Here is a 25164-nt window from a genome sequence, read left to right as displayed (position 1 = left end):
TTATATATCCACTGATAGCTGGGAGATCACTTGATTAGCGGCCGATTCTACCTTAGTTAACTCATCAAGTAACTCTAGTATTTCGGGTTCAACGTCATCAATCATCACGTCGCGCTTTAAACTGGACTCAATTTCTTGGCAAAGCATCTGGGTTGTAGGGACTCCGCAATAACAGCATGCGCCATGTAGTTTATGAATACAGGCTAGCATTTTATCTTTATCTGTCGTGTTGAGTGCATGTTCAATATGCTCCACAGTTTCAGGTAAAGACTTTAACAACATCTTAAGCATATCCAGCGCTAAGTCTGGTTTGTTATTCGCTTGAGTTAAGCATAGATCCCAATTCAATGTGCGTTGATCAAAATGGGTAAACTTAGGTTTGGTCTTCCAGCGAGTGATAACGCCTTTTAGCGCGGCTTCATCAATCGGTTTTGGTAAATAACCATCCATACCACTGGTTGAAATCCGTTCCCTTTCCTCTGCGATAGCATGGGCCGTCACTGCAATAATTGGAGTATTACGGTTTGCTGAATTGCTTCTTATTTCTTTTGTTGCAGTAATGCCATCTGTCCCAGGCATTTGGATATCCATAAAGATTAAATCGTAACTGCGCTCTTTAGCGAGTTGTATTGCTTTTTCGCCATTGTCTGTCACTTGTACTTGTGTCACTAACTCTTTGAGCAATGTATCAATGAGCTTTAGATTGGCTGGATTGTCGTCGACCGCTAACACACTTAGGTTTTCGAGTTTCGCAGGCGTTGCAATAGGCTCAATAGCGATGAAGTGCTCATTGAAACGGCCTGAGTGAGGGTCTAGCAACGAGCTGGATAATAACTTTTCCCCTACAGGTAAAGGCAGCTGTTTATCGACGTAGGGCCTAAGTTGCGAGAACACTTCCTCTTGCTCTGCGCAGTCAGATATCAGCAATAGGTAATCGATTTTACTTTTTGCTTGCTTCAATATGTTGGCTGGCTCATTAAAAGCTGTCAGGGTACGGCAACCGAATATGGCAAAGTCGAAAATATGATTAGACTGCGTGGCAATAAATTCCAGCTGTTTGGCATTTTTAACGAGAGTGATTTTTAGTCCCCAACGCTGCAACATGCGTTCAATAACATGACGTGAAAGCTCACTTGATTCAAATAGCAGGACGCTTTTTCCTTTTAAAGGCGCGAGCGGTAACACGCTATTGATAGAATATTGACTAATATTAAGTGGCAGTGAGAACCAGAAAGTTGATCCTTGATTTGGCGTCGAATGACAGCCAATTTGTCCATCCATACGATTGACTAAGCGTTTTGTTATAACCAGTCCTAAGCCTGTACCGCCAAAGCGGCGAGATATAGAAGAGTCTCCTTGGCCAAAGGCTTGGAATAGAGACACCTGTTGCTGCTCATCAATGCCAATACCGGTATCAATGATTTCACACCGTATATGTACCGTTTCTTCAGATATATCTTCTAGATGCAGTTTGAGCTGCACACTGCCCTTATCGGTAAACTTAATCGCGTTACCGACTAAGTTAGTAATGATCTGACTAAAGCGCATGGCATCACCGGTTACTTCTTCCGGTATGCTAGCGTCAACATCAATCACCAGTTCTAATTCTTTTTCTCTGGCAGTACTCGATAGCATTGTTACTGTTTCTTCAATGGTTTCACGTAAAGAAAACGGGATGTTTTCAAGTACCATCTTGCCAGCTTCAAGCTTAGAGAAATCTAGAATATCATTAATGATGCTAAGCAGGTTGGTTGCGCTGCGTTCAATAGTGCGAATATAGTCCTGTTGACTCGAGTGCAATGGGGTTTTTAATAGCTGTTTAGCAAAACCAATCACGCCATTGAGCGGGGTTCTCAATTCATGGGACATGTTGGCTAAAAACTCGGATTAAATCCGGCTGGCTTCTTGAGCGCGTTTTTTTGCCATATCTAGCTCAACGTTCTGGATTTCAATCTGTTCTAGGGTCTCACGTAAATCTGACGTCGCCTGATCGATGTTTTGCTGCATTTCATCGTGGTACTCAGATAATGAGCCTGCCATGGCATTAATACCACGCTTGAGTAAATCCAGTTCACCAATTAAGTTTCCGGTTAAACGGGTATCGAGTTTACCCTCGCGGATTTTCGCGACCACTCTCACCATTTCAGTAATAGGCTGAGTCACATTTTTAACTAAGCGGAAGGTAAAAAATAAGTTTAGTTGGACACCAATTAATACAATGATAAAAGCTGCAACCGCAGCACGATGTTGTTCTAAAAGCGCATTTTCTTTATTGATCAAAATAGCGATGTAGCCAATTTTCACAATGCCTTGATTGGCTGCTTGTTGTGCGTTAGCGAGACCTTGGACTGGGGCATTGCTACTTTTAAAAATAGGGCTGCGTAGAATTATGCTGTCGCCAACCAGCTCAAGTTCAGTACGGAGCATAGATTCAAGCGGTTTGTCGAAGCGCATCAGTTCGTGATTTTTATAATGATGGGACGTGACAACCACTCGGTTATCGTCGTCAAAAATCGCAATAAATTGCACTAAAGAGGCTTTATTGAGTTGAGCGGAGGTGATCAGTCGTTTGGTGGTTTCGAAATCTTTGCTTTCTAGGCCCACTTCTGCGGCAATAGCAAGTGGCTCAATAATATTACTTGCTTGTTCTATGAGCGTATCTTCAAGTTCATAGAATCTATTTATGGTAAAATAGCCACCCAATAAAATCCCCACTAAAATAGTTGGGGCTAACGCCAATACCAGAACCCATGATCTAAGGCTGTACTTGGTCATATTGTTGGCATCATTCATTCTGTGTATGGGTTACCATTAAATATAGTGTGAGTATTCGATAGACTGCCAGAAGTTAACCTATTTTGGCTAGTTTTTTATCTACTAGAGAGCAACATGGCACAATTTTTTAAAGCAAAACCAAATAGATCTAAGCAACTATCGTCAAAACTGTCTCTAAAGGTGACCCAGCTTGATCATCTTGGGGCGGGGATCGCCCATCACGATGGCAAAATTGTTTTTATCAATGGTGCCCTACCTGGGGAAACGGTTTCGGTGCAATTGACCGAACAAAAGAAGAAGTTTTCTCGTGCTAAATTGCTTAAGGTTGAACAAGCCTCAAGTGAACGTGTGCAACCGGCTTGCCCGCACTTTGCTAAGTGTGGTGGTTGTGATTTGCAGCACCTTGATATTGATGCCCAACGCACCCATAAAGCGGCAACCTTAGTCGACTTAGTGAGTAAGTTTGCCCAAGCTGAAGCGAGTGAAATCTGTGAAACCATTAGCGATAAGAATTGGCACTACCGTCGCCGTGCGCGTTTAGCCACTTGGTATGATAAAAATACCAAGCATATTAGCCTAGGTTTTAGGGCGAGTAGCAGCAGTGATGTTGTTGAGATCCAGTCTTGTGCGGTATTGGCTGAAGAGTTATCTGTGTTGCTCCCTGACTTGGCCTTTATGCTTAATCAATTAAGCGGTAAAAAAGCCTTAGGTCACGTAGAGCTAACTCAAGCAGATAACGGTAATTTTGTGGTTTTGCGAGTCACTAAAACTTTGTCTGATAAAGATAAGGCCCGTTTAGCTGAATTTGCAGATAAACATCAAGTGATAGTGCTACTGCAAGATGACGATGGTCATTGTGAACACCTCAATGGTTCGGGTGAACAGCCTTTTTATGGTTTTGAAGATAGTCAAACAAAGCTTAACTTCTCTCCTGGCAACTTCATTCAGGTTAACGGCGCGGTTAACCTAGCGATGGTTAGTCAAGCGGTTAACTGGTTATCGCCACAAGCGGGTGAGCGAGTATTAGACCTATTTTGTGGTATTGGTAACTTCAGCTTGCCTTTGGCGAGAAATGGTGCCGAAGTCGTGGGTGTTGAAGGGGTGCCTGCTATGGTTGCCCAAGCTCGAGACAATGCTAAAAACAGCGGTTTAGAAAACGTGTCTTTTTATCACGCTGATTTAAGTGCCGATCTGTCGAAAGAACCTTGGTTGGGTAAAGTCGATAAGATGCTAATTGATCCGGCTCGCGCTGGCGCCTATGAAAGCATGCAATCATTAAAGAAGCTAAAACCTAAAGCATTGGTATATGTTTCTTGTAATCCAGCCAGTCTTGCGCGCGATAGCGAAGTGATTTTAAAGCAAGGTTATCAGCTTAAAAAAATCGGTTTAATTGATATGTTTCCACAAACACATCATTTAGAGTCAATGGCACTGTTTGAGTTAAAAAAATAAACAAAAAGACACAAATAGATACATTTTGTGAAACCTTTTGCTTAAATATAACTCATACAATTCAAACTCAGGCGATATAGGCGTTTTAAGTAGCAATTGGCTACTTTTGTTGATTGACAATGATCGCTGAATCGCGAATATAGAGCGTATGAATTAAAACGATGGGGTTAAGCGGCTGTTAACCTCTGTCAGCAGTATGTAAAGGAATTAAATAAGATGGTATCTGTTCGTGAAGCACATTTTAGCGATCCTGACTTTCAACTTGAAGAGTGGGTACAACGTTATCTTAGTGATGCTTCTGAAGCTCAAACCCTTTTGACCTTAATTGAGCAGGTTGAACTACTCGTGGGACAAAAGCAAGAGACGAGCGTTACTGTCTTCCAGCGTGCGCGTGAGATGATTGAAATTCTTGCGCCGCTGAATATGGACATTGAAACCTTACAAGCCGCAATATTGTTTGTGGTATTTGATGCTGAGTTAATTACGCAAGAAGATATTGAAGATAAGTTTGGCAAAAAGCTTTCAGTCTTAGTGTCTAGCGTTGAAACCATGAACGCTATCGGCGCGTTAAAAATTGATAATCAAACCCGTAATGGCGAACCGCAAATCGACAACATCCGTAAGATGTTATTAGCCATGGTTGAAGATGTGCGTGCGGTGGTGATAAAGCTTGCTGAGCGCATTTGTTTGCTTCGTGAAATTAAGAACGCCGATGAAGAAGTCAAAGTGCTTATTGCCCGCGAGATTGCTGATATCTATGCGCCGCTAGCTAACCGTTTAGGCATTGGTCAATTAAAGTGGGAACTAGAAGATATCTCGTTCCGCTACTTGCACCCGCAAACCTATAAAGATATTGCTAAGCAACTTGATGGCAAGCGTTTAGATAGAGAAACCTTTATTGATGACTTTGTTAGCCAGTTACAAGCGCGTTTAGATAAAGACCAAATTCGCGCCAAAGTATACGGCCGACCTAAGCATATCTATAGCATCTGGAAGAAGATGAAAGGCAAGCAGCTTAAATTTGATGAGCTGTTTGATGTGCGCGCGGTGCGTATTGTCACCGACCGCCTACAAGACTGTTATGGCGCACTGGGTGTGGTGCATACGCTTTGGCACCATATTCCACGTGAGTTTGACGACTACGTGGCTAACCCTAAACCTAATGGTTATCAGTCTATTCATACTGTTGTCGTCGGGCCAGAAGAGAAGACGGTTGAAATTCAAATCCGTACCGAGCAGATGCATGAAGACGCTGAGCTGGGTGTGGCTGCGCACTGGAAGTATAAAGAAGGCAGTGCCAGCGGTAAGCAAAGCGGTTATGAAGAGAAGATTAACTGGTTACGTAAGATCTTGCAGTGGCAAGAAGATGTCGCAGAAAGCGGTAATTTAGTCGATGAAGTTCGCAGCCAAGTATTTGAAGACCGGGTCTATGTATTTACTCCTAGCGGCGAAGTCGTTGATTTACCATTAGGCTCAACCGTGCTTGATTTTGCTTATTACATTCATTCCCATGTGGGCCATAAATGTATTGGCGCTAAAGTTGACGGCCGCATTGTGCAGTTTACTTATCAAGTGGAAACCGGGCAGCGAATTGAGATAATTACCTCTAAGCACCCGAATCCTAAACGCGATTGGTTAAACCCAAACTTAGGTTATATACGCACATCCCGTGCGCGCTCGAAAATTCTGCATTGGTTTAAGCAACAAGATAGAGATAAGAATATTGTTGCCGGTAAAGAGATGCTTGAAGCTGAGCTAGCCAGAAGTAACTTACTGCTAAAAGACGCACAATCAGCGGTTGAACGTTTTAATTTAGTCAGTATGGATGATTTGCTTGCGGGTATTGGTGGCGGTGATGTGCGTCTTAACCAAGTGGTTAATCACGTTCAAAGCCGTTTACGAACTAAAGACTTAAGTGATGAAGCCGCGCTTGAAGATTTAGTTAAGAAGAGCCAAAGTAAATCGATTAAAAAAGGTAAAGGTCAGGTTGAAGTCAGTGGTGTCGGTAATTTAATGAGCCACATTGCGAAGTGTTGTCAGCCTGTTCCTGGCGATGAAATCTTTGGTTTTATTACCAAAGGTCGCGGTATTTCGGTACACAGAGCTGATTGTGACCAAGTTAAAGAGTTAGTGCGTGCCTCTCCTGAGCGCTCTGTGGAAGTAGTGTGGGGGGAAAATTACTCTGGCGGCTATAAAATTCGCTTAAGCATTTTAGCCAATGACCGCTCAGGTTTATTGCGAGATTTAACTTCAGTGCTGGCCGCTGAAAAAACTCATGTGATGGCGATGAGCTCTACCGCAGATGTGAAAACCCAGACAGCAACTATCGAGCTTGAACTCGAGCTTTATAATCTTGAAGGAGTATCGAAAGTACTGTCTAAGATAAACCAAGTCGATGGTGTGATGCAGGCCCGTAGGCTGTAGAACCAATAGGCTTTGATAAAACGGCAACCTCGGTTGCCGTTTTTGTTGGTCGCGTAACCAATCGTATTTACAATAATAGCGAGCCACGAAACAATAGCCTTACTACACAAATTAGGAAACTTGGATGATAAAGCAAATGGGCGATACCCAACCGTTACTCGCAATAATGCAGAAGTTACGTGATCCGCAAACGGGTTGCCCTTGGGATAAAGCGCAAGATTTTAAAACAATTGTCCCTTTTACAATTGAAGAAGCTTATGAAGTGGCAGATGCCATTGAACGTATGGCGATGGATGAGTTGCCTGACGAGCTAGGCGATTTGTTGTTTCAAGTGGTTTTTTATTGCCAGCTAGGTAAGGAGCAGGGCTTATTTGACTTTGATACCGTTGTGCAGCGGATTTGCGACAAGCTAACCAGGCGCCATCCGCATGTATTTGATGGAATAGCGACAAGCAGCACTGCTGAGATCAAACAAAACTGGGAACAGTTAAAAGCCGTCGAGCGCAGTGAGCGCGAACTTAATTCTGTATTAGATGATATACCGCTAAGCCTACCAGCGTTATCTCGCTCAGTTAAAATTCAAAAGCGAGTCGCTCGTGTTGGATTTGACTGGTCTGAACTTGATCCGGTCGTGGCGAAAATCCATGAAGAGATTGATGAAGTACTTTATGAAGTGAAGCAAGAATCGGTGGATGCGGATAAAGTAAAGGATGAGATGGGGGATTTATTATTTGCTGTAGTGAATCTTGCTAGGCATTTAGGTGTTGAGCCAGAACAGGCATTAAGGCAAGCAAATCATAAGTTTGAGCGGCGCTTTCGCGGGGTTGAAGCCTATGCTCATGCGGACGGTAGGCTGATGGAACAACACACATTAGACGAGCTTGATGGCTACTGGGATAAGGTTAAACAGGATGAAGCAAATAAATAAGTTAACTTTTAAGTTAATTGTAGTTTGTCGAATCAAGCTGGCTTTGGTATAATATTGCCCCGTCCTAGTGCTTTCTTACAAGCACATATTTCCAACTCATTTTCTCAGGTTCAGCATGACTACAAGGTATATCTTCGTTACTGGTGGCGTTGTTTCATCACTAGGTAAAGGCATTGCAGCAGCTTCTTTGGCTGCAATATTAGAGGCTCGCGGCCTAAACGTAACCATTATGAAGCTGGATCCATACATTAACGTAGATCCAGGTACCATGAGTCCAACACAGCACGGTGAAGTGTTTGTGACTGAAGACGGCGCTGAAACCGATCTAGATTTAGGTCACTATGAGCGTTTCATCCGTACCAAGATGAACCGTCGTAATAACTTTACTACGGGCCGTATTTATGAAGAAGTCCTTCGTAAAGAACGTCGTGGTGACTACTTAGGTGCAACCATTCAGGTTATTCCGCACATTACTAACGCTATCAAAGAGAAAGTGCTTGCTGGTGGTGAAGGTCATGATGTCGCAATCGTTGAAATTGGTGGCACGGTAGGTGATATCGAATCACTACCATTCCTAGAGTCTATCCGTCAGCTAGGTGTTGAACTTGGCCGTGATAGAACCCTATTTATGCATTTAACGCTTGTGCCTTTCTTAGGCGCTGCGGGCGAAGTGAAAACTAAGCCTACACAGCACTCAGTTAAAGAACTTCGTTCAATTGGTATTGCGCCAGATGTGTTGGTTTGTCGTGGTGATCGTGCGATCCCTGCAAACGAAAAAGCGAAGATTTCTTTATTCTGTAACGTTGAAGAACGTGCAGTTATCTCACTAAAAGACGTAGACAGTATCTATAAGATCCCTGCGCTACTAAAAGCACAAGGTTTAGATCAACTTGTGACTAAGCGTTTCGGCATCGATTGTAAAGAAGCTGATTTGGCTGAGTGGGAAAAAGTCATTTACCAAGAAGCTAACCCAACGGGTGAAATCACTATTGGTATGGTAGGTAAGTACATTGAACTACCAGATGCTTACAAGTCAGTGAATGAAGCATTAAAGCACGCAGGCCTATTTAACCGCGTATCAGTGAATATTAAGTATATTGATTCACAAAACGTTGAAGCTAAGGGCGATGAAGTGCTACAAGGCTTAGACGGTATCCTAGTGCCTGGTGGATTCGGTGAGCGTGGCGTTGAAGGTAAAATCATGGCGGCTAAGTTCGCACGTGAAAACAACCTTCCATACTTCGGTATCTGTTTAGGTATGCAGGTTGCACTGATTGAGTTTGCTCGTCACGTTGCAGGCCTTGAAGGCGCGCATTCAACTGAGTTTATGCCAGACACGCCACACCCAGTGGTTGGTTTGATCACTGAATGGATCAACGAAGATGGTCAAGTTGAAGAGCGTCATGAAGAATCTGACCTAGGCGGTACTATGCGTCTTGGTGCACAGCTTTGTCATCTAGAAGAAGGCACTAAAGCGGCTGCAGCTTATAAAGGTACTACTTGTGTTGAACGTCACCGTCATCGTTACGAAGTGAACAACAACTACAAAGAGCGTCTTGAGAAAGCAGGCTTAATCTTCAGTGGTCTATCATCAGACCGCTCATTGGTTGAAATGATTGAGCTACCAAACCACCCATGGTTCGTAGCGGGTCAATTCCACCCTGAATTTACATCGACACCTCGTGATGGTCAGCCGTTATTTGAAGGGTTTGTTGCCGCTGCAGCAGCCTACCAAAAACGTGATTTAGAAGACTAATTACGCCAAAACCGCTTCCATGCTATGGGGGCGGTTTTTTTGTTTCTAGCGATGTAATAACTGCACAGAATTTCGTTTTACTTTTATCTTTAAATTTATCTTTAAAACTTAAATCGAGGGCATTATGGCTAAGATTATTAACATTATCGGTCGCGAAATCATGGATTCTCGCGGTAACCCAACTGTTGAAGCTGAAGTTCATTTAGAAGGCGGATTCATGGGGATGGCTGCTGCACCATCAGGTGCATCTACAGGTAGCCGTGAAGCACTTGAACTACGTGACGGCGATAAAGCACGTTACTTAGGTAAGGGTGTACTTAAGGCTGTTGAGAATATCAACGGACTTATCCGTGATGCGTTAGTGGGTAAAGATGCGACGGCTCAAGCTGAGCTTGATCAAATCATGATCGATGTTGACGGTACTGAAAACAAAGATAAGTTAGGCGCTAACGCGATTCTAGCAGTGTCTTTGGCAGCAGCTAAAGCGGCAGCAGCATTTAAAGGTATTCCTTTATATGCACATATTGCTGAACTAAACGGCACACCTGGTCAGTACTCTATGCCTGTTCCTATGATGAACATCTTGAACGGTGGTGAGCATGCAGATAACAACGTTGATATCCAAGAGTTCATGGTTCAACCTGTTGGCGCTAAGAGCTTCCGTGAAGCACTACGCATGGGCGCTGAAATCTTCCATAGCCTAAAGAGCGTACTTAAGTCTAAAGGCCTAAGCACTTCAGTAGGTGATGAAGGTGGTTTTGCACCAGATTTAGCATCAAATGCTGATGCACTTGCTATCATCAAGGTTGCTGTAGAAAAAGCCGGTTACGCGCTAGGTACTGATGTAACGCTAGCACTAGACTGCGCGGCATCTGAGTTTTACAAAGATGGTCAATATGATCTATCTGGTGAAGGCAAAGTCTTCTCTGCAAACGGTTTCTCTGACTTCCTTAAGTCGCTAACTGAGCAGTACCCAATTGCTTCTATCGAAGATGGCTTAGACGAGTCTGATTGGGATGGTTGGGCTTACCAGACGCAAATTATGGGTGACAAGATCCAACTTGTTGGTGACGATTTATTCGTAACTAACACTAAGATCTTAAAGCGCGGTATTGACAACAATATTGCTAACTCAATCTTGATTAAGTTTAACCAAATCGGTTCACTAACTGAGACGCTTGCTGCAATTCGCATGGCGAAAGAAGCGGGCTATACAGTAGTGATTTCACACCGTAGTGGTGAAACTGAAGACGCAACTATTGCCGATCTAGCAGTGGCGACTGCTGCAGGTCAAATTAAGACGGGCTCACTATGCCGTAGTGATCGTGTTGCTAAGTACAACCAGCTACTTCGTATCGAAGAGCAGTTAGGCGAAAAAGCACCTTATAACGGTCTTAAAGAGATCAAAGGTCAAGCATAAATCGCGATAAACTTTAAAAAGGCCACCACTCGGTGGCCTTTTTTGTTGTACTATCTGTTTACTATTCTCAATTTTCTATTTTGAATCATGAAACGCCTTCTTTTTGTATTAATTGCTTTACTCGCCATGCTTCAGTATCGCCTTTGGTTAGGTGAGAAAAGCTTAGCTGAGTCTTTTCATCTGCAAGAGCAGATTAGATTGCAACAGCAAAGCAATGAAGAACTGGTTGCGCGTAACCAAGTGCTAAAAGAAGAAATTAATGATCTTCGAAGCGGCACCGAAGCATTAGAAGAGCGTGCTAGAAACGAACTTGGTATGGTTAAAGACGGAGAAACATTTTTCCGTGTGGTCGGCGGCGATCGTAATGGTCTGGCTGATAACTAAGTTTCGTCATTTTCTTGGTTTAACCTCTTAACTGGTTTTCATCATGCCAGCATTTTATGGAGCTCAAACATGAGCCAAACTCCTCAGCAAATTATTGCTATCGTGCCAGCAGCCGGAATAGGCAGTCGTATGGGCGCTACCTTACCTAAGCAGTATCTGGCGCTTAATGAACAAACAATTTTGGGGCACACATTAGACTGCCTGCTTTCGCATCCAAGTATTGAGAAGGTGGTTGTCGCCTTAAGCCCTGTAGATGATTACTTTGCTGAATTGCCACAAGCGGTTCACCCTAAGCTTGAAGCTGTTATTGGGGGTAAAGAGCGCGCCGACTCCGTATTAGCTGGTTTGCAGATAGCTGATGCAGGTGCTTGGGTATTAGTGCATGATGCCGCGCGCCCTTGCTTGACCCACGCTGATATCGACAAACTAATAGCATCGTCGAGTGCTTTTCCACAGGGCGCTATTTTAGCTGCACCTGTGCGAGATACGATGAAAAGAACTAATGCTGAAGGTGTCATTACCGCAACTGTTTGTCGTGAGCAGCTTTGGCATGCATTAACGCCGCAGTTTTTCCCTGTACATAGTTTGAAGAAAAACTTAACCGATGCTCTCGCTGCAGGCGCGCTTATTACAGATGAAGCGTCTGCTATGGAGTGGGCGGGGATTATGCCGGCTGTTGTGAGCGGTCGGGCAGACAACATTAAAGTGACTCACCCAGATGACTTACAATTAGCGTCGTTGTTTCTTAAAAGTCATATTTAGTCAGTCATACAAAAAACACCCGAAAACGCTAACGGGTATGGTAATAACGGATATAGCAGGTGTAGCAATGAAAGTGAGAATCGGACACGGATTTGATGTACATAAATTTGGTGGTGAGCCGCCATTAATTTTAGGTGGCGTTGAAGTGCCGTATGAAGTCGGGCTAGTTGCTCACTCAGACGGTGATGTCGTGCTGCATGCGATTAGTGATGCGATATTAGGGGCGATGGCGCTAGGCGATATCGGTAAGCATTTTCCTGACACCGATGCTGAATTTAAAGGTGCAGACAGCAGAGTTTTGCTGAGACACTGTTATAAATTAGCGACAGATATGGGTTTTAGGGTATCTAACTTAGATGTGACAGTTATTGCACAGGCACCCAAAATGGCGCCGCATATCGAATCGATTAGAGCTGTACTGGCTGCAGATCTAGCGACGGGTATTAGCGATATCAACGTCAAAGCCACCACCACTGAAAAGTTAGGTTTTACCGGCAGAAAAGAAGGCATAGCGGTTGAAGCCGTCGTCTTGATGATAAAAGCCTAGCGTTTTATGGCAAGGGTAAAGAGCCTGCCAAAATAACAGCAACTTATTGGTTGCGCTGCAAGATAGATGAGTGAGACAAGTAAGCGATATGAGTGAATTACATTATTTATACGGCAAGCCGACGTCAACTGCCGATCTACGTACCCATAATAGTGATTTTCAGGTACAGGAGATCTTACCTTTTGCACCAACAGGCGAGGGTGAGCACCACCTATTACATATTCGTAAAGAAGGTCTTAATACGGTTGAAGTTGCTAAAATGCTGTCTAGTTTTGCTCATGTACACCCGAAAGAGGTGACTTATGCGGGGCAAAAAGATAAGCATGCCGTTACAGAGCAATGGTTTGGTGTGCGCATTCCCGGCAAGGACACCCCTGACTGGCAGCAATTAAATAGCGATAAAATTGCCCTGTTGAGTGCTTCTCGTCACAGTAAAAAATTACGCATAGGCGCATTAGCAGGTAATCGCTTTACCTTAACTTTGCGTAATGTCAGTGATATAGCAGACGTGATTAAACGCATTGGGCTTATAGGTGATCAAGGGGTGCCTAATTACTTTGGTGAGCAGCGTTTTGGCCATGATGGCAAGAACCTGATATTTGGCCGCCAGATGTTCACTGGTCGCAAAGTAAAAGATAGAAATAAACGCAGTATGTATCTGTCTGCAGTGCGCTCAAACCTTTTTAATACTGCGGTATCCACACGTTTAGCGACACATGGCACTGCGACATTAACTGGTGACTGTGTGATGCTTGCCGGCAGTAAGAGCTATTTTGTAGCTGAGCAATGGGATGATACTTTAATTGAACGTTTGGCCAAAAAAGATATCCAGTTATCGGCGCCGTTATGGGGGCGTGGTTTAGCGCTTGCACAGGCTGAGGCTGCAGAATGTGAGGCACAAGCACTTGAAGCGCTAACAATCGATAAAGATGGTTTAGAGCAAGCAGGGTTAAACCAAGAACGACGTGCTTTGTTACTTGAGCCACAACATCTGCAATATCAAGTAGATGAAGATACCATTACGCTAAAGTTTGCATTACCATCAGGCTCTTACGCAACTTCAATACTGCGCGAGCTATTTAATTATCAGGATGTGCAAGAAGTCGCACGTCAAAAGATGCTAGCTGAGCAAAGAAATGCAGAGGCACAGCAATGAAAATTTTGATCAGTAATGATGATGGCGTGAACGCAGAAGGTATTGCAGCATTAACAGCTGCCTTGAATCAAATCGCCGAAACCTTGACGGTTGGACCAGATAGAAACTGTTCAGGTGCAAGTAACTCACTAACCTTGACCAATCCACTGCGACTCAATACCTTAGACAATGGGTTTGTGTCAGTGAGTGGCACACCGACCGATTGTGTGCACCTTGCGATTAGAGAGCTTTATCAAGATGAACCCGATATGGTGGTGTCAGGGATTAACGCGGGTGCCAACATGGGTGATGACACCTTGTACTCTGGTACGGTTGCAGCGGCGATGGAAGGGCGCTTTCTTGGCTTCCCAGCAATTGCTGTCTCTTTAGCAGGACGAGAGTTAAAGCATTACGATACGGCTGCACATTACGCGTTAAAAATTGTTAAAGCACTGCAAGATAAGCCGATTGCTCAAGATAAGATTTTGAATATTAATGTGCCAGACTTACCGTTAGCTGAAGTTAAAGGCATGAAGATAACGCGTTTAGGCGCCCGTCATCGAGCTGAAGGAATGGTCAGAACTCAAGATCCAGCTGGCAAAGAGATATTTTGGTTAGGTCCACCGGGTGATGAGCAAGACGCGAGTGAAGGAACTGATTTTTATGCTGTCGCTAATGGTTACGTGTCTATAACGCCATTAACGGTCGATTTAACAGCGTTTGAACAGATTAATGCATTAGAAACCTGGCTAACTCAGCTGGCTGATTAACTGGTGCAAGCTCCGTGGTCACTTTTAGACTACTAGCGACTAAGAACACTGTTTTAGTATGTTTATATTTGAAATATTGGAAAACTGATTTATGACCCCTGTTGCCTCAACATCAGCATTGAACTTAGCAAGAAAACTGTATGAGGCAGGGATCCGTAATGAGCCAGTGTTAAAAGCGGTAGCTAATACACCGCGAGAGCAGTTTTTAGATCCGGCACTTGGGCATAAAGCCTATGAAAACACAGCGCTCCCAATAGGCCAAGGACAGACGATTTCACAGCCTTATATTGTTGCGCGTATGACGGAAATACTACTGCAAAATAACCCACTTAAGGTGTTAGAGATTGGTACGGGGTCAGGTTATCAAGCAGCGATTTTAGCCCAGCTAGTACCGCAGCTTTGCACGGTTGAACGGATCAAGAGTTTACAGATCCAAGCTCGTCAACGTCTAAAGCGACTTGATCTGCATAATATCGCTTTTAAATATGGCGATGGTTGGCAAGGTTGGCCGAGTAAAGGCCCTTATGATGCGATTATGGTGACAGCTGCAGCGAGCTCGATACCTGAAGCATTATTGGCGCAATTAGCTGATGGTGGTGTATTGGTTATCCCTGTTGGGGAGCAGACACAACAATTGTTAAAAGTTACGCGTGTTGCAAGTCAATACAATTCAGAAGTGATTGAGATGGTTCGCTTTGTACCATTAGTTAATGGCGAATTGGCTTAGTTTTAGTCGGTTATACAATGAATAGTCGCTGGTTTAGGGGTGATAGGTTAATAATGAGGTTTGCTTGCTATTTTTGTGTTTGCTTATCGCTGCTATTGTCTGGTTGCAGTTTTCAGGCCGATAGGCCTGCACCTGTAGAATCATTGAATGGTCCTTCAGCACGGTCGATCAGTAAAGGGTCGATAACGGGGACGCGTTATGTAGTCAAAAAGGGTGACACACTCTATTCAATTGCTTGGGGGGCAAATAAAGATTTTATAAACCTTGCGAGCACCAATAAACTCCCAAAGCCTTATACTATCTACCCTGGACAGGTATTGAGTTTAAACTCTAAAAAAACTGTTACAAATAGCAAGCCTAGCCCAAAACCGACTTCTACGGTAAAGAAATGGCCTGTAAAAGCTGATAAACCTGTTGAAAAACAGGTGGCTACCTCTAGTGTAGAGAGTGAGGCTAGTAAAAAAGAGTGGTCAAAAAAACAACTTGATCCAAGTCAAAAGCCTGCGTATTCTGTAACAACCAATCAACAAGATGCTAACCAGGTTATCCACAAGCCGACAGAGCTTCCTGCAAAGGTGAGTAAGTGGTCTTGGCCTGTGAATGGTAAAGTGATTGGAACTTTCTCAGCCAAAGAGCAGGGAAACAAAGGGATAAAGATCGCCGGTAACCGAGGTGATGCAATTAGAGCGGCTGCGAGTGGTAGAGTGGTATACGCGGGTAGTGCACTTCGGGGGTATGGTAACTTAGTTATTATCAAACATAGTGATGATTATCTAAGTGCTTATGCGCATGCTGACAAGATCTTAGTTAAAGAAAAGCAAGTTGTTAATGTTGGACAAACAGTTGCGAAAATGGGAAGTACTGGCACGAATCGAGTGATGTTACATTTTGAAATTAGATATCACGGAAAGTCAGTTAACCCGCTTAAATTTTTGCCAAGGAAATAGTTTCTTGGCCGCCAATTTTGGCAAATCGGAGGATAGTGAAGTGCAGTAAATTAATGGAAAAATTCGGGAGAGATATTATGGGCAGACCTACTAATGCCGCTGTAGCAGAGCAAGCAAAAAATGACTCTGTAAATGAGTTAACTAACAATGATATTAATCAAAATACTAAGGAAGCTGAGTTAGACCAGCAAGTACAAGATGACTTGCAAAAAAACCTAGACGCCACACAGCTGTATCTTGGTGAAATTGGATTTTCCCCCCTCCTCAGTGCTGAGGAAGAAGTGTATTTTTCACGTAAGTCCCTTAAAGGATGTGAAAAGTCACGTAACCGCATGATTGAAAGTAATCTTAGACTCGTTGTAAAAATTGCACGTCGATATAATAATCGTGGCCTAGCGCTGCTTGATCTAATCGAAGAGGGCAATTTAGGGCTTATTCGCGCCGTAGAAAAGTTTGACCCAGAACGAGGTTTCCGGTTTTCAACTTATGCAACATGGTGGATTAGACAAACAATTGAACGAGCAATTATGAATCAGACTCGTACAATTCGACTTCCTATCCACGTAGTCAAAGAATTAAATGTTTATCTACGCACAGCAAGAGAACTAGCACATAAACTCGATCATGAACCAACAGCAGAAGAGATTGCTGAGCAGCTGGATTTGCCGAGTGGCGATGTAAGCCGTATGCTCAAGCTTAATGAAAGAATTACTTCAGTTGATACCCCGTTTGGCGGCGAAAGTGATAAAGCCTTACTTGATGTATTAGCGGACGATGACAATGTTGGTCCTGATTATAAAGTTCAAGATGAAGATATGTCTAAATCAGTGGTCAAATGGTTAGATGAACTTAATACTAAGCAACGTGAAGTGCTAGCGCGCCGATTTGGTTTGCTTGGTTATGAGCCATCTACCTTAGAAAATGTCGGTAAAGAGATTGGTTTAACCCGTGAAAGAGTTCGTCAAATTCAGGTTGAGGCGCTTAAGCGTTTGAAAGACTTACTAGGGGCGCAGGGCCTTTCTGTAGAAGCTATCTTTAAAGCTTAAATTATACTGATTGATATTACTGTCTCGTCTGAGATGAGATAAATAAAAAGCGCAGTTTTAACTGCGCTTTTTTTGTGGCGATTGTTTAATGCCTACAAGCTCAAGCTATAAAGCTAATTTTTTAAGGTTATACAAGTAATCAAGTGCTTGTCTTGGCGTTAGCTCATCCGGGTTTAGTTTTTGCAGTGCTTCTAGAGCGGGAGATGGCGCACTAGGCGCAAAACTCATGCTCTGTTGGGTGTTTTGTTGCTCGCTATTTTGCTGTAGATCGTGATCACGGCTTTCAAGCTGGTGTAGCTTATGTTTAGCAGCGCTAATCACACAGTTAGGCACACCAGCCAGTGCCGCAACCTGTAAGCCATAACTGCGGCTTGCCGCACCTTCTTGAACTGCATGCATAAACACAATACTATCGCCGTGTTCTACCGCGTCTAAGTGCACGTTTTCAACGTTTTCTAATTGTTCAGGTAGCTGAGTCAGCTCAAAGTAGTGCGTGGCAAATAGTGTCATCGCTTGCAAGTGTTTGGCTAAATACTCTGCAGCTGACCAAGCAAGAGAAAGCCCGTCATAGGTAGATGTACCACGGCCGATCTCATCCATCAATACCAAACTATTCGGCGTAGCATTATGCAGAATATTGGCTGTTTCCGTCATTTCAACCATGAAGGTTGAGCGACCTGATGCTAAGTCATCTGATGCACCAATACGGGTGAAGATCCGATCGACTGGGCCAATGACAGCGTGTTCAGCGGGTACGTAGCAGCCAATATGTGCCATCAAAGTAATTAAAGCGACTTGACGCATATAAGTTGATTTACCGCCCATGTTTGGACCTGTAACCACAAGCATCTTACGCGCATTGTTCAGAGTTACTGGGTTAGCAATAAATGGGCTCTTACTTACTTGCTCGACAACTGGATGACGACCGGATTCTATTTGAATTCCCGGCGTGCCAGTTAACTCTGGGCAATGGTAATTAAAGCTTTCAGCACGCTCAGCAAAGTTACACAGTACGTCTAATTCTGCGGCTGCTTGAGCGAAGTCTTGTAACTCATGTAGTTTTGGTAAGATAAGGTCAAACAACTCTTCCCAGAGCTGCTTTTCAAGCGCGAGTGCTTTGCCTTGGCTTGATAATACTTTTTCCTCGTGCTCTTTTAGCTCAGGAATAATATAGCGTTCGGTATTTTTTAGGGTTTGTCGACGCTGGTAACTCAGTGGCACTAAGTCAGATTCGCGACGGCTCACTTCAATGTAGTAACCGTGCACACGGTTATAACCTACTTTTAAAGTTGAGATCCCAGTTTGCTCTTTTTCACGCGCTTCAAGTTCGTGTAGGTAATCTGTGGCACCTTCACTTAATTTACGCCATTCATCTAATTCTTTATGGTAGCCTTCACGGATCACGCCGCCATCACGTATCAGCATAGGTGGGTTATCAACAATCGCATTAGATAACAATTCAAGCTCTAGCGGAAATTCGCCAATCACCTGAGATAGATATTTAAGGTGCGGTGCGTTGGCCTGAGTTAAGGTTTGTTGCAGTTGCGGTAATAACGCCAGTGCCTGACGTAAACGAGCAAAATCTCGAGGGCGAGCATTACGCAAAGCAATACGTGCGGTAATACGCTCAATATCGCCTAGGGCTTTTAAATCTTCTGCAAGGATCTCATGATTGCCGTTACCCAATAACTCTTCAATTGAGGCTTGTCTTGCACGAATGATGTCATGGTTACGCAGTGGTTGGTGGATCCAGCGCTGTAACATACGGCTGCCCATAGGGGTAACAGTGTTATCAAGCACAGAAGCAAGAGTATTATCGCGGCCACCTTGGAGGTTTACTGTGAGCTCAAGATTACGACGCGTTGCAGCATCTAACACGATACTGTCTGACTGATTGAAACGTACAATTGAGTTGATATGCGGCAGAGCAGTGCGCTGAGTATCTTTAACGTATTGCATTAAACAACCAGCGGCTTGAAGCGACAGCCTAGCGTCTTCGATACCAAAGCCCTTTAAGTCTTTAGTACCAAACTGGTTGAGTAATAGACGGTGGCAGGTATCGCAATCAAACTCCCACTCAGGGCGACGGCGTGTGCCGTTCATACCTGCAATTAGACTCATTTGCGAAAAGTCTTCGCTATAAAGTAGTTCTGCAGGGTTAGTGCGCTGTAGCTCAGCTTCTAAGGCTTCGGTATTGGCAAGCTCTGTAATAACAAAGCGACCTGATGCCACATCTAAAGTAGCGTAACCGTAGCCAGTCTTACCTTGATAAAGTGCCGCTAGTAGATTGTCTTGACGCTCTTGTAATAGAGCTTCATCGGTTAAGGTGCCTGGGGTAACAATACGAACAACTTTACGCTCAACGGGGCCTTTTGATGTAGCCGGATCGCCCACTTGCTCGCAAATTGCAACAGATACTCTTAGTTGTACCAGTTTAGCTAAATAGCCTTCAACAGCATGATAGGGGAGGCCTGCCATAGGAATAGGGTCGCCACCACTTTTACCACGCGCAGTGAGTGAGATCCCAAGTAACTCTGATGCGCGTTTTGCATCTTCATAAAAGAGTTCATAAAAGTCACCCATACGGTAAAAGAGCAACATATCCGGATGTTGCGCTTTTAGAGTGAGATACTGACGCATCATTGGGGTGTGTTTTTCTAAACCTTGGGGATCAATAGCAGTCATCGATTTTTTGCCTGTCATTTACTGCGGCGTCTATTAGCGCCTTACACAATACTGGCACCAATCTTAACAATATTTTGCTCACTTGAGGCGGAATTCTTACAGTGTTTGGTGAATAAAATACTGTGTATTAGTGTGTGATGTCAGTAAGTGTTTGATTTATATTTATTTGTAAAATATTTTTACACAGCACTTGATACTGTATGATTGTACAGTATACTAGTTTCATATTGAGGCTCTAGCCAAGGCATAAAGAGTCGTCACCGAAATGATAATACAGTGCCCATATCAAATCGCACTGTGCTCCAGAGGATATAGGAATGAAGACAGATCCAAATAAAGAGAAAGCACTGAACGCCGTTTTAGGTCAGATTGAGAAGCAGTTTGGTAAAGGCTCAATCATGAAGTTAGGCGAAGATCGTTCAATGGATGTAGAAACAATTTCTACAGGCTCGCTTGCTTTGGATGTTGCTTTAGGCGCTGGCGGATTACCTATGGGTCGTATCGTAGAGATCTATGGTCCTGAATCATCTGGTAAAACAACTCTGACCCTAGAAGTGATTGCTGCAGCGCAAAAACAAGGTAAAACTTGTGCGTTTATCGATGCTGAGCACGCTCTTGACCCTATTTACGCTAAAAAGCTTGGTGTAGATATTGATAACTTACTTTGTTCTCAACCTGACACGGGTGAGCAAGCGCTAGAGATCTGTGACGCACTAACTCGCAGTGGTGCGGTTGACGTTATCATTGTCGACTCAGTAGCGGCATTAACACCGAAAGCTGAAATTGAGGGTGAAATTGGTGATTCTCACATGGGCCTTGCGGCGCGTATGATGAGCCAAGCAATGCGTAAGCTTGCAGGTAACCTTAAGCAGTCAAATACTTTGCTTATCTTCATTAACCAAATCCGTATGAAAATTGGTGTAATGTTCGGTAACCCAGAAACAACCACCGGTGGTAACGCACTTAAGTTCTATGCTTCAGTTCGTTTAGATATCCGTCGTACAGGTGCGATTAAAGATCGTGAAGAAGTGATTGGTAACGAAACGCGCGTGAAAGTTGTCAAAAACAAGATTGCGGCGCCATTTAAGCAGGCTGAGTTCCAAATCCTTTACGGTCAAGGCATTAACAGCACTGGCGAGTTAGTTGACTTAGGTGTGCAGCATAAGCTAATTGAAAAGGCGGGTGCGTGGTACAGCTATAAAGGCGATAAGATTGGTCAAGGCCGCGCAAACGCGGGTAAATACTTAATCGAAAACCCTACAATTTCAGATGAGATTGAGGCTACACTGCGCGCTATGCTTTTGGGCAACGGTGAAAAAGACGTAGCTGATGCAGGTAATGCAGCAGACACCGCTGGTGACAATGTAGATTTAGAAACTGGCGAAGTGTTTTAACGGTAAGTTATTCGCTAAATGACTTAACTAATCGAGTTAGGTTGTTGAACTTGATAATCGCGGCAGTGCTAATAGCACGCCGCGATTTTTGTTTTATCCGCGTTAGAAAAGATTAATAGGCATGATTTTTATGTCTGTAATGCGTTGCTGATTGCTATCTCTCTGCTATTTCTCCATTCGCGACACAGTTTTGTATCAACAGGGCTGGTTGTTAGACATGACTCTGCTTATAATGCTATCCATAAAAATTTATCTCAGCTCATTAAGGGCTATTTGCATAACCTAATTCAGGACGGTTTCATGTATCAAACCACTGCAGCACTGCGAAGTGCTTTTTTGGAATATTTCCGCACCAATGGTCACCAGGTAGTTGATAGTAGCTCTCTCGTTCCAGCGAACGATCCAACACTGCTATTTACTAATGCGGGTATGAACCAGTTTAAAGATGTGTTTTTGGGTGCAGATAAGCGTAGCTATACTCGTGCAACTTCTTCACAACGCTGCGTTCGTGCGGGCGGTAAGCATAACGATTTAGATAACGTTGGTTACACCGCACGTCACCATACTTTCTTTGAAATGTTAGGTAACTTCAGTTTTGGTGATTACTTTAAAGAAGATGCGATTAAGTTTGCATGGACTTTCCTAACTGAAGAATTAAAGCTACCGACTGAGCGCCTATGCGTCACTATCTATGAAACAGATGATGAAGCATTTGAGATCTGGAATAAAAAGATTGGTGTTGCTGCAGAAAACATTATCCGTATTGGCGACAATAAAGGCGCAGCTTACGCGTCAGATAACTTCTGGCAAATGGGCGATACTGGCCCATGTGGTCCATGTTCTGAAATCTTCTATGATCATGGCGATCATATCTGGGGCGGTCGTCCAGGTACTCCTGAAGAAGATGGCGATCGTTTTATCGAGATTTGGAACATCGTATTTATGCAGTACAACCGTCAAGCTGACGGTGAGATGAAGCCACTACCAAAGCCATCAGTTGATACGGGCATGGGTATTGAGCGTATCGCTGCAATTATGCAGGGCGTACATTCAAACTACGAAATCGATATTTTCCAAGCGCTAATTAAGAAAACTGCAGAAATTCTTGGTGTAACTGATTTAGAAAATAAATCACTACGCGTGATTGCTGACCATATTCGTTCATGTGCATTTTTGATCGCTGACGGTGTAATGCCATCAAACGAAGGCCGTGGTTATGTACTACGTCGCATTATTCGTCGTGCAGTACGTCATGGTAACAAGTTAGGTGCGACTGAAAGCTTCTTCTATAAGTTGGTGCCAACACTTATCGAAGTGATGGGCGCTGATGCTGCAAAAGGTCTGACTGAAACTCAAGCGATTGTAGAAAAGTCGCTTAAAGCTGAAGAAGAGCAGTTTGCTCGTACACTAGAGCGTGGTCTAGGTATTCTAGATGCTGCGTTAAACGAGCTAACAACTAAGGTTCTAGATGGCGAAACAGCGTTCAAACTTTACGATACTTACGGTTTCCCAGTTGATTTAACTGCTGACGTTTGTCGTGAGCGTGATATCACTGTTGATGAAGCAGGGTTTGAAGCGGCAATGGCTGAGCAACGTAGCCGTGCACAAGCAGCGGGTCAATTTGAAACAGACTACAACGAAGGTCTAAAAATTGATGAACAAAGCTGTTTCACTGGTTACACAGAGCTAAATAACCAAGCGACAGTGACGGCAATCTTTAAAGCGGGTGAGTCGGTTGACTCTGTTAACGCTGGCGATGATGTTGTTATCGTACTTGATAACACACCATTTTATGGCGAGTCTGGTGGTCAGTGTGGTGACAAAGGTGTGTTGATTGCCGATGGCATTGAATTCACTGTAACTGATACGCAAAAGTATGCTCAAGCAATTGGTCATATCGGTCGTGTAGCTGCTGGTTCTATTAAGGTTGGTCAAGTATTGACGGCTAATGTTGATAAGAAGCTACGTCATAGAACTGAATTGAATCACTCTGTGACTCACCTTTTACACGCAGCTTTACGCCAAGTACTTGGTACGCACGTGAGCCAGAAAGGTTCGCTGGTTGATCCAGAACGTTTACGTTTTGACTTCTCTCACTTTGAAGGCGTAAAAGCGTCAGAGCTAAAAGAAGTTGAAGAGCTAGTGAATACGCAAATTCGTCGTAACCACGAGCTAACAGCTGAAGTGATGGACATTGAAACCGCTAAAGAAAAAGGTGCAATGGCACTGTTTGGCGAAAAGTACGATGCTGAAGTACGTGTTGTGACTATGGGCGATTTCTCTATCGAACTATGTGGTGGTACACACGTAGGTCGTACCGGTGATATCGGTCTATTCAAGATCACTTCTGAAGGTGGTATTGCCGCTGGTGTTCGCCGTATCGAAGCGGTAACTGGCGCTGCTGCTATGGCCTATGTTGCTAAGCAGCAGGCAGAGCTTGAAGAGGCGGCGGCATTACTGAAAGGCGATAGCGCGTCAGTTGTGGCTAAGCTTAAAGCGCAGTTAGACAAAACTAAGCAACTTGAAAAAGAGCTGTCACAGTTAAAAGATAAACTTGCTGCAGCAACAAGTGCTGACCTTGCCGGTGAAGCGGTTGAAGTTAACGGTGCTAAAGTGCTTATTAAGAAGCTTGAAGGTGTAGACGCGGGTGCGCTTCGCGGCTTACAAGATGAACTTAAGCAAAAGCTGCAATCAGGTATTGTGGTATTAGCGATTGCTGGCGAAGACAAAGTTAACCTTATCGTGGGTGTGACTAAAGACTTAACCGGTAAAGTTAAAGCGGGTGAGCTGGTAGCATCTATTGCTGTTCAGGTTGGCGGTAAGGGTGGTGGACGCCCTGATATGGCACAAGCCGGTGGTAGCCAGCCAGAGAACTTAGACGCAGCGTTAGAGCAAGTGCTTCCATGGATTACTGCTAAGCTTGCTTAATTTATAGCTGTCTAGCTTGAAAAAGCGTCCCTAGGGCGCTTTTTTTATGGAAAAAATCCGTCATATTTGTGAGTTTTAGCGGCTTTAATGATGCTTTGCCTTTCCTTGGCAGTCAGATATAGGATCTGTGGGAGGAGGGCGGAAGCGATAACCACTAAGTATCGCTAAAGCTGCTATCAAGAAGCGCTCAATGAGCTTACCTTGAAACTCTGCCAAGCGAGCAAATCTTTATGGTGATAGCTACCAGTATTATTAACTGGTTGAAATAGGCGCAGTGATATTGAAATTTAAGTTCACTTTAGGATTAAAATATTAGCGCTATGGATTTTCCTTCTGGTTAGTAAGCGATTTGCGTTGTGTTTTATTTGGGTGTTTTGCGGCTTTATTTAGTTAAAGGTTAGGTAAATTGGGCTTTAATTTTGGTATTGTATTCATTCATGTTAGTTTAATGATAATGCTAGATGATGTCCGTTATCTGGTTAAAGTTACACTTAAAGTGGTTAAAAAGGTTTCAACTAAAAAACTGTGATTTAATACTAGAAAAGGTGTAATTAGTTGACGCTTTTCTAATAGAATACTGTTAAATTGTACTAAGCTAACCTTATAATATAAATATAACGGAATTATGCCGTATAAAGCAGAATTAGGAACTAAAGGAGCAAAGTAATGCTGATATTGACTCGTCGTGTTGGTGAAACACTGATGATTGGTGACGAAGTAACTGTCACTGTATTAGGCGTTAAAGGTAACCAAGTAAGAATTGGTGTAAATGCACCTAAAGAAGTCTCTGTACATCGTGAAGAGATTTACCAGCGCATTCAGTCTGAAAAGTCAGGCACGCCATCTGAAGGCGGCAACTTCTGATCTGTATCAGAATGATTTGAGAATTCTAGAAGCCAGTTGTGTAAGCAACTGGCTTTTTTATTACTTTATATTCAGTTTCAGTGTCGTATATAGACGACTAGAAGAAGTCTCTTCTGTGTGATGAACTTGCGTGAAGAGATTTACCAGCGCATTCAGTCTGAAAAGTCAGGCACGCCATCTGAAGGCGGCAACTTCTGATCTGTATCAGAATGATTTGAGA

Annotated in this window: 19 protein-coding genes; 16 read left to right on the top strand and 3 right to left on the bottom strand. The window is 43.6% G+C overall.

Going from position 1 to position 25164, the window contains the following annotated elements; all coding sequences use genetic code 11:
- Positions 1-1869: a response regulator gene (locus L2748_RS10330; protein ID WP_444544725.1), complete on the bottom strand. Its 1869-nt coding sequence runs from the start codon at positions 1867-1869 to the stop codon at positions 1-3.
- A gap of 18 nt (positions 1870-1887) precedes the next feature.
- Positions 1888-2775 (bottom strand): HAMP domain-containing protein, encoded by an 888-nt coding sequence (locus L2748_RS24710; RefSeq protein WP_444544726.1) that lies wholly within the window; start codon positions 2773-2775, stop codon positions 1888-1890.
- 114 nt (positions 2776-2889) lie between these two features.
- Between L2748_RS24710 and rlmD the strand changes: the two genes are divergently transcribed.
- The 13 genes from rlmD to rpoS all read left to right on the top strand — a co-directional run bounded on the left by rlmD (position 2890) and on the right by rpoS (position 17073).
- On the top strand, positions 2890-4227 hold the full coding sequence (rlmD, locus tag L2748_RS10325) for a 23S rRNA (uracil(1939)-C(5))-methyltransferase RlmD (RefSeq protein WP_220781106.1): 1338 nt from the start codon (positions 2890-2892) through the stop codon (positions 4225-4227).
- A gap of 216 nt (positions 4228-4443) precedes the next feature.
- Positions 4444-6651, top strand: coding sequence for a GTP diphosphokinase (gene relA / locus L2748_RS10320; protein WP_220781107.1), 2208 nt, complete (start codon positions 4444-4446; stop codon positions 6649-6651).
- 124 nt (positions 6652-6775) lie between these two features.
- Positions 6776-7579 carry a nucleoside triphosphate pyrophosphohydrolase gene (mazG, locus tag L2748_RS10315; RefSeq protein WP_220781108.1) on the top strand — a complete coding sequence of 268 codons (804 nt, stop codon included), beginning with the start codon at positions 6776-6778 and terminating at the stop codon, positions 7577-7579.
- Positions 7580-7694: 115 nt separating this feature from the next.
- Entirely contained in the window at positions 7695-9335 is a 1641-nt protein-coding gene (locus L2748_RS10310) for a CTP synthase (RefSeq protein WP_220781109.1), read from the top strand.
- Between the two features lie 124 nt (positions 9336-9459).
- A complete protein-coding gene (gene eno / locus L2748_RS10305) occupies positions 9460-10755 on the top strand; it encodes a phosphopyruvate hydratase (RefSeq protein ID WP_220781110.1) in 1296 nt (431 codons plus the stop codon).
- Positions 10756-10842: 87 nt separating this feature from the next.
- Complete coding sequence (ftsB, locus tag L2748_RS10300) at positions 10843-11139, top strand: cell division protein FtsB (protein WP_220781111.1); 297 nt, start codon at positions 10843-10845, stop codon at positions 11137-11139.
- A gap of 69 nt (positions 11140-11208) precedes the next feature.
- Complete coding sequence (ispD, locus tag L2748_RS10295) at positions 11209-11901, top strand: 2-C-methyl-D-erythritol 4-phosphate cytidylyltransferase (protein ID WP_220781112.1); 693 nt, start codon at positions 11209-11211, stop codon at positions 11899-11901.
- 67 nt (positions 11902-11968) lie between these two features.
- Positions 11969-12448, top strand: coding sequence for a 2-C-methyl-D-erythritol 2,4-cyclodiphosphate synthase (gene ispF, locus L2748_RS10290; protein WP_220781113.1), 480 nt, complete (start codon positions 11969-11971; stop codon positions 12446-12448).
- A gap of 88 nt (positions 12449-12536) precedes the next feature.
- On the top strand, positions 12537-13604 hold the full coding sequence (gene truD, locus L2748_RS10285) for a tRNA pseudouridine(13) synthase TruD (protein ID WP_220781114.1): 1068 nt from the start codon (positions 12537-12539) through the stop codon (positions 13602-13604).
- On the top strand, positions 13601-14353 hold the full coding sequence (gene surE / locus L2748_RS10280; protein ID WP_220781115.1) for a 5'/3'-nucleotidase SurE: 753 nt from the start codon (positions 13601-13603) through the stop codon (positions 14351-14353). The genes truD and surE overlap by 4 nt, the downstream gene beginning before the upstream one ends.
- A 91-nt stretch (positions 14354-14444) precedes the next feature.
- Entirely contained in the window at positions 14445-15080 is a 636-nt protein-coding gene (locus tag L2748_RS10275; protein ID WP_220781116.1) for a protein-L-isoaspartate(D-aspartate) O-methyltransferase, read from the top strand.
- Positions 15081-15130: 50 nt separating this feature from the next.
- On the top strand, positions 15131-16027 hold the full coding sequence (locus L2748_RS10270) for a peptidoglycan DD-metalloendopeptidase family protein (protein WP_373317211.1): 897 nt from the start codon (positions 15131-15133) through the stop codon (positions 16025-16027).
- Between the two features lie 77 nt (positions 16028-16104).
- Positions 16105-17073, top strand: a complete 969-nt coding sequence (gene rpoS, locus L2748_RS10265) for an RNA polymerase sigma factor RpoS (protein ID WP_220781118.1) — start codon at positions 16105-16107, stop codon at positions 17071-17073.
- A gap of 105 nt (positions 17074-17178) precedes the next feature.
- Here the strand turns inward: rpoS and mutS are convergent, their stop codons facing one another.
- On the bottom strand, positions 17179-19758 hold the full coding sequence (gene mutS / locus L2748_RS10260) for a DNA mismatch repair protein MutS (protein ID WP_220781122.1): 2580 nt from the start codon (positions 19756-19758) through the stop codon (positions 17179-17181).
- A 317-nt stretch (positions 19759-20075) separates the two neighbouring features.
- Between mutS and recA the strand changes: the two genes are divergently transcribed.
- The 3 genes from recA to csrA all read left to right on the top strand — a co-directional run bounded on the left by recA (position 20076) and on the right by csrA (position 24944).
- Entirely contained in the window at positions 20076-21152 is a 1077-nt protein-coding gene (gene recA, locus L2748_RS10255; protein WP_220781119.1) for a recombinase RecA, read from the top strand.
- A 300-nt stretch (positions 21153-21452) separates the two neighbouring features.
- Positions 21453-24080: an alanine--tRNA ligase gene (gene alaS / locus L2748_RS10250; RefSeq protein ID WP_220781120.1), complete on the top strand. Its 2628-nt coding sequence runs from the start codon at positions 21453-21455 to the stop codon at positions 24078-24080.
- A 666-nt stretch (positions 24081-24746) separates the two neighbouring features.
- Positions 24747-24944, top strand: a complete 198-nt coding sequence (csrA, locus tag L2748_RS10245) for a carbon storage regulator CsrA (RefSeq protein ID WP_006082602.1) — start codon at positions 24747-24749, stop codon at positions 24942-24944.
- The last annotated feature ends 220 nt before the right edge of the window (positions 24945-25164 follow it).

This window comes from Shewanella sairae (assembly GCF_023283535.1).
GTDB lineage: Bacteria > Pseudomonadota > Gammaproteobacteria > Enterobacterales > Shewanellaceae > Shewanella > Shewanella sairae.
Note: the sequence above shows the minus strand (reverse complement) of the source record. Positions and strands in the feature narration are given on the sequence as shown.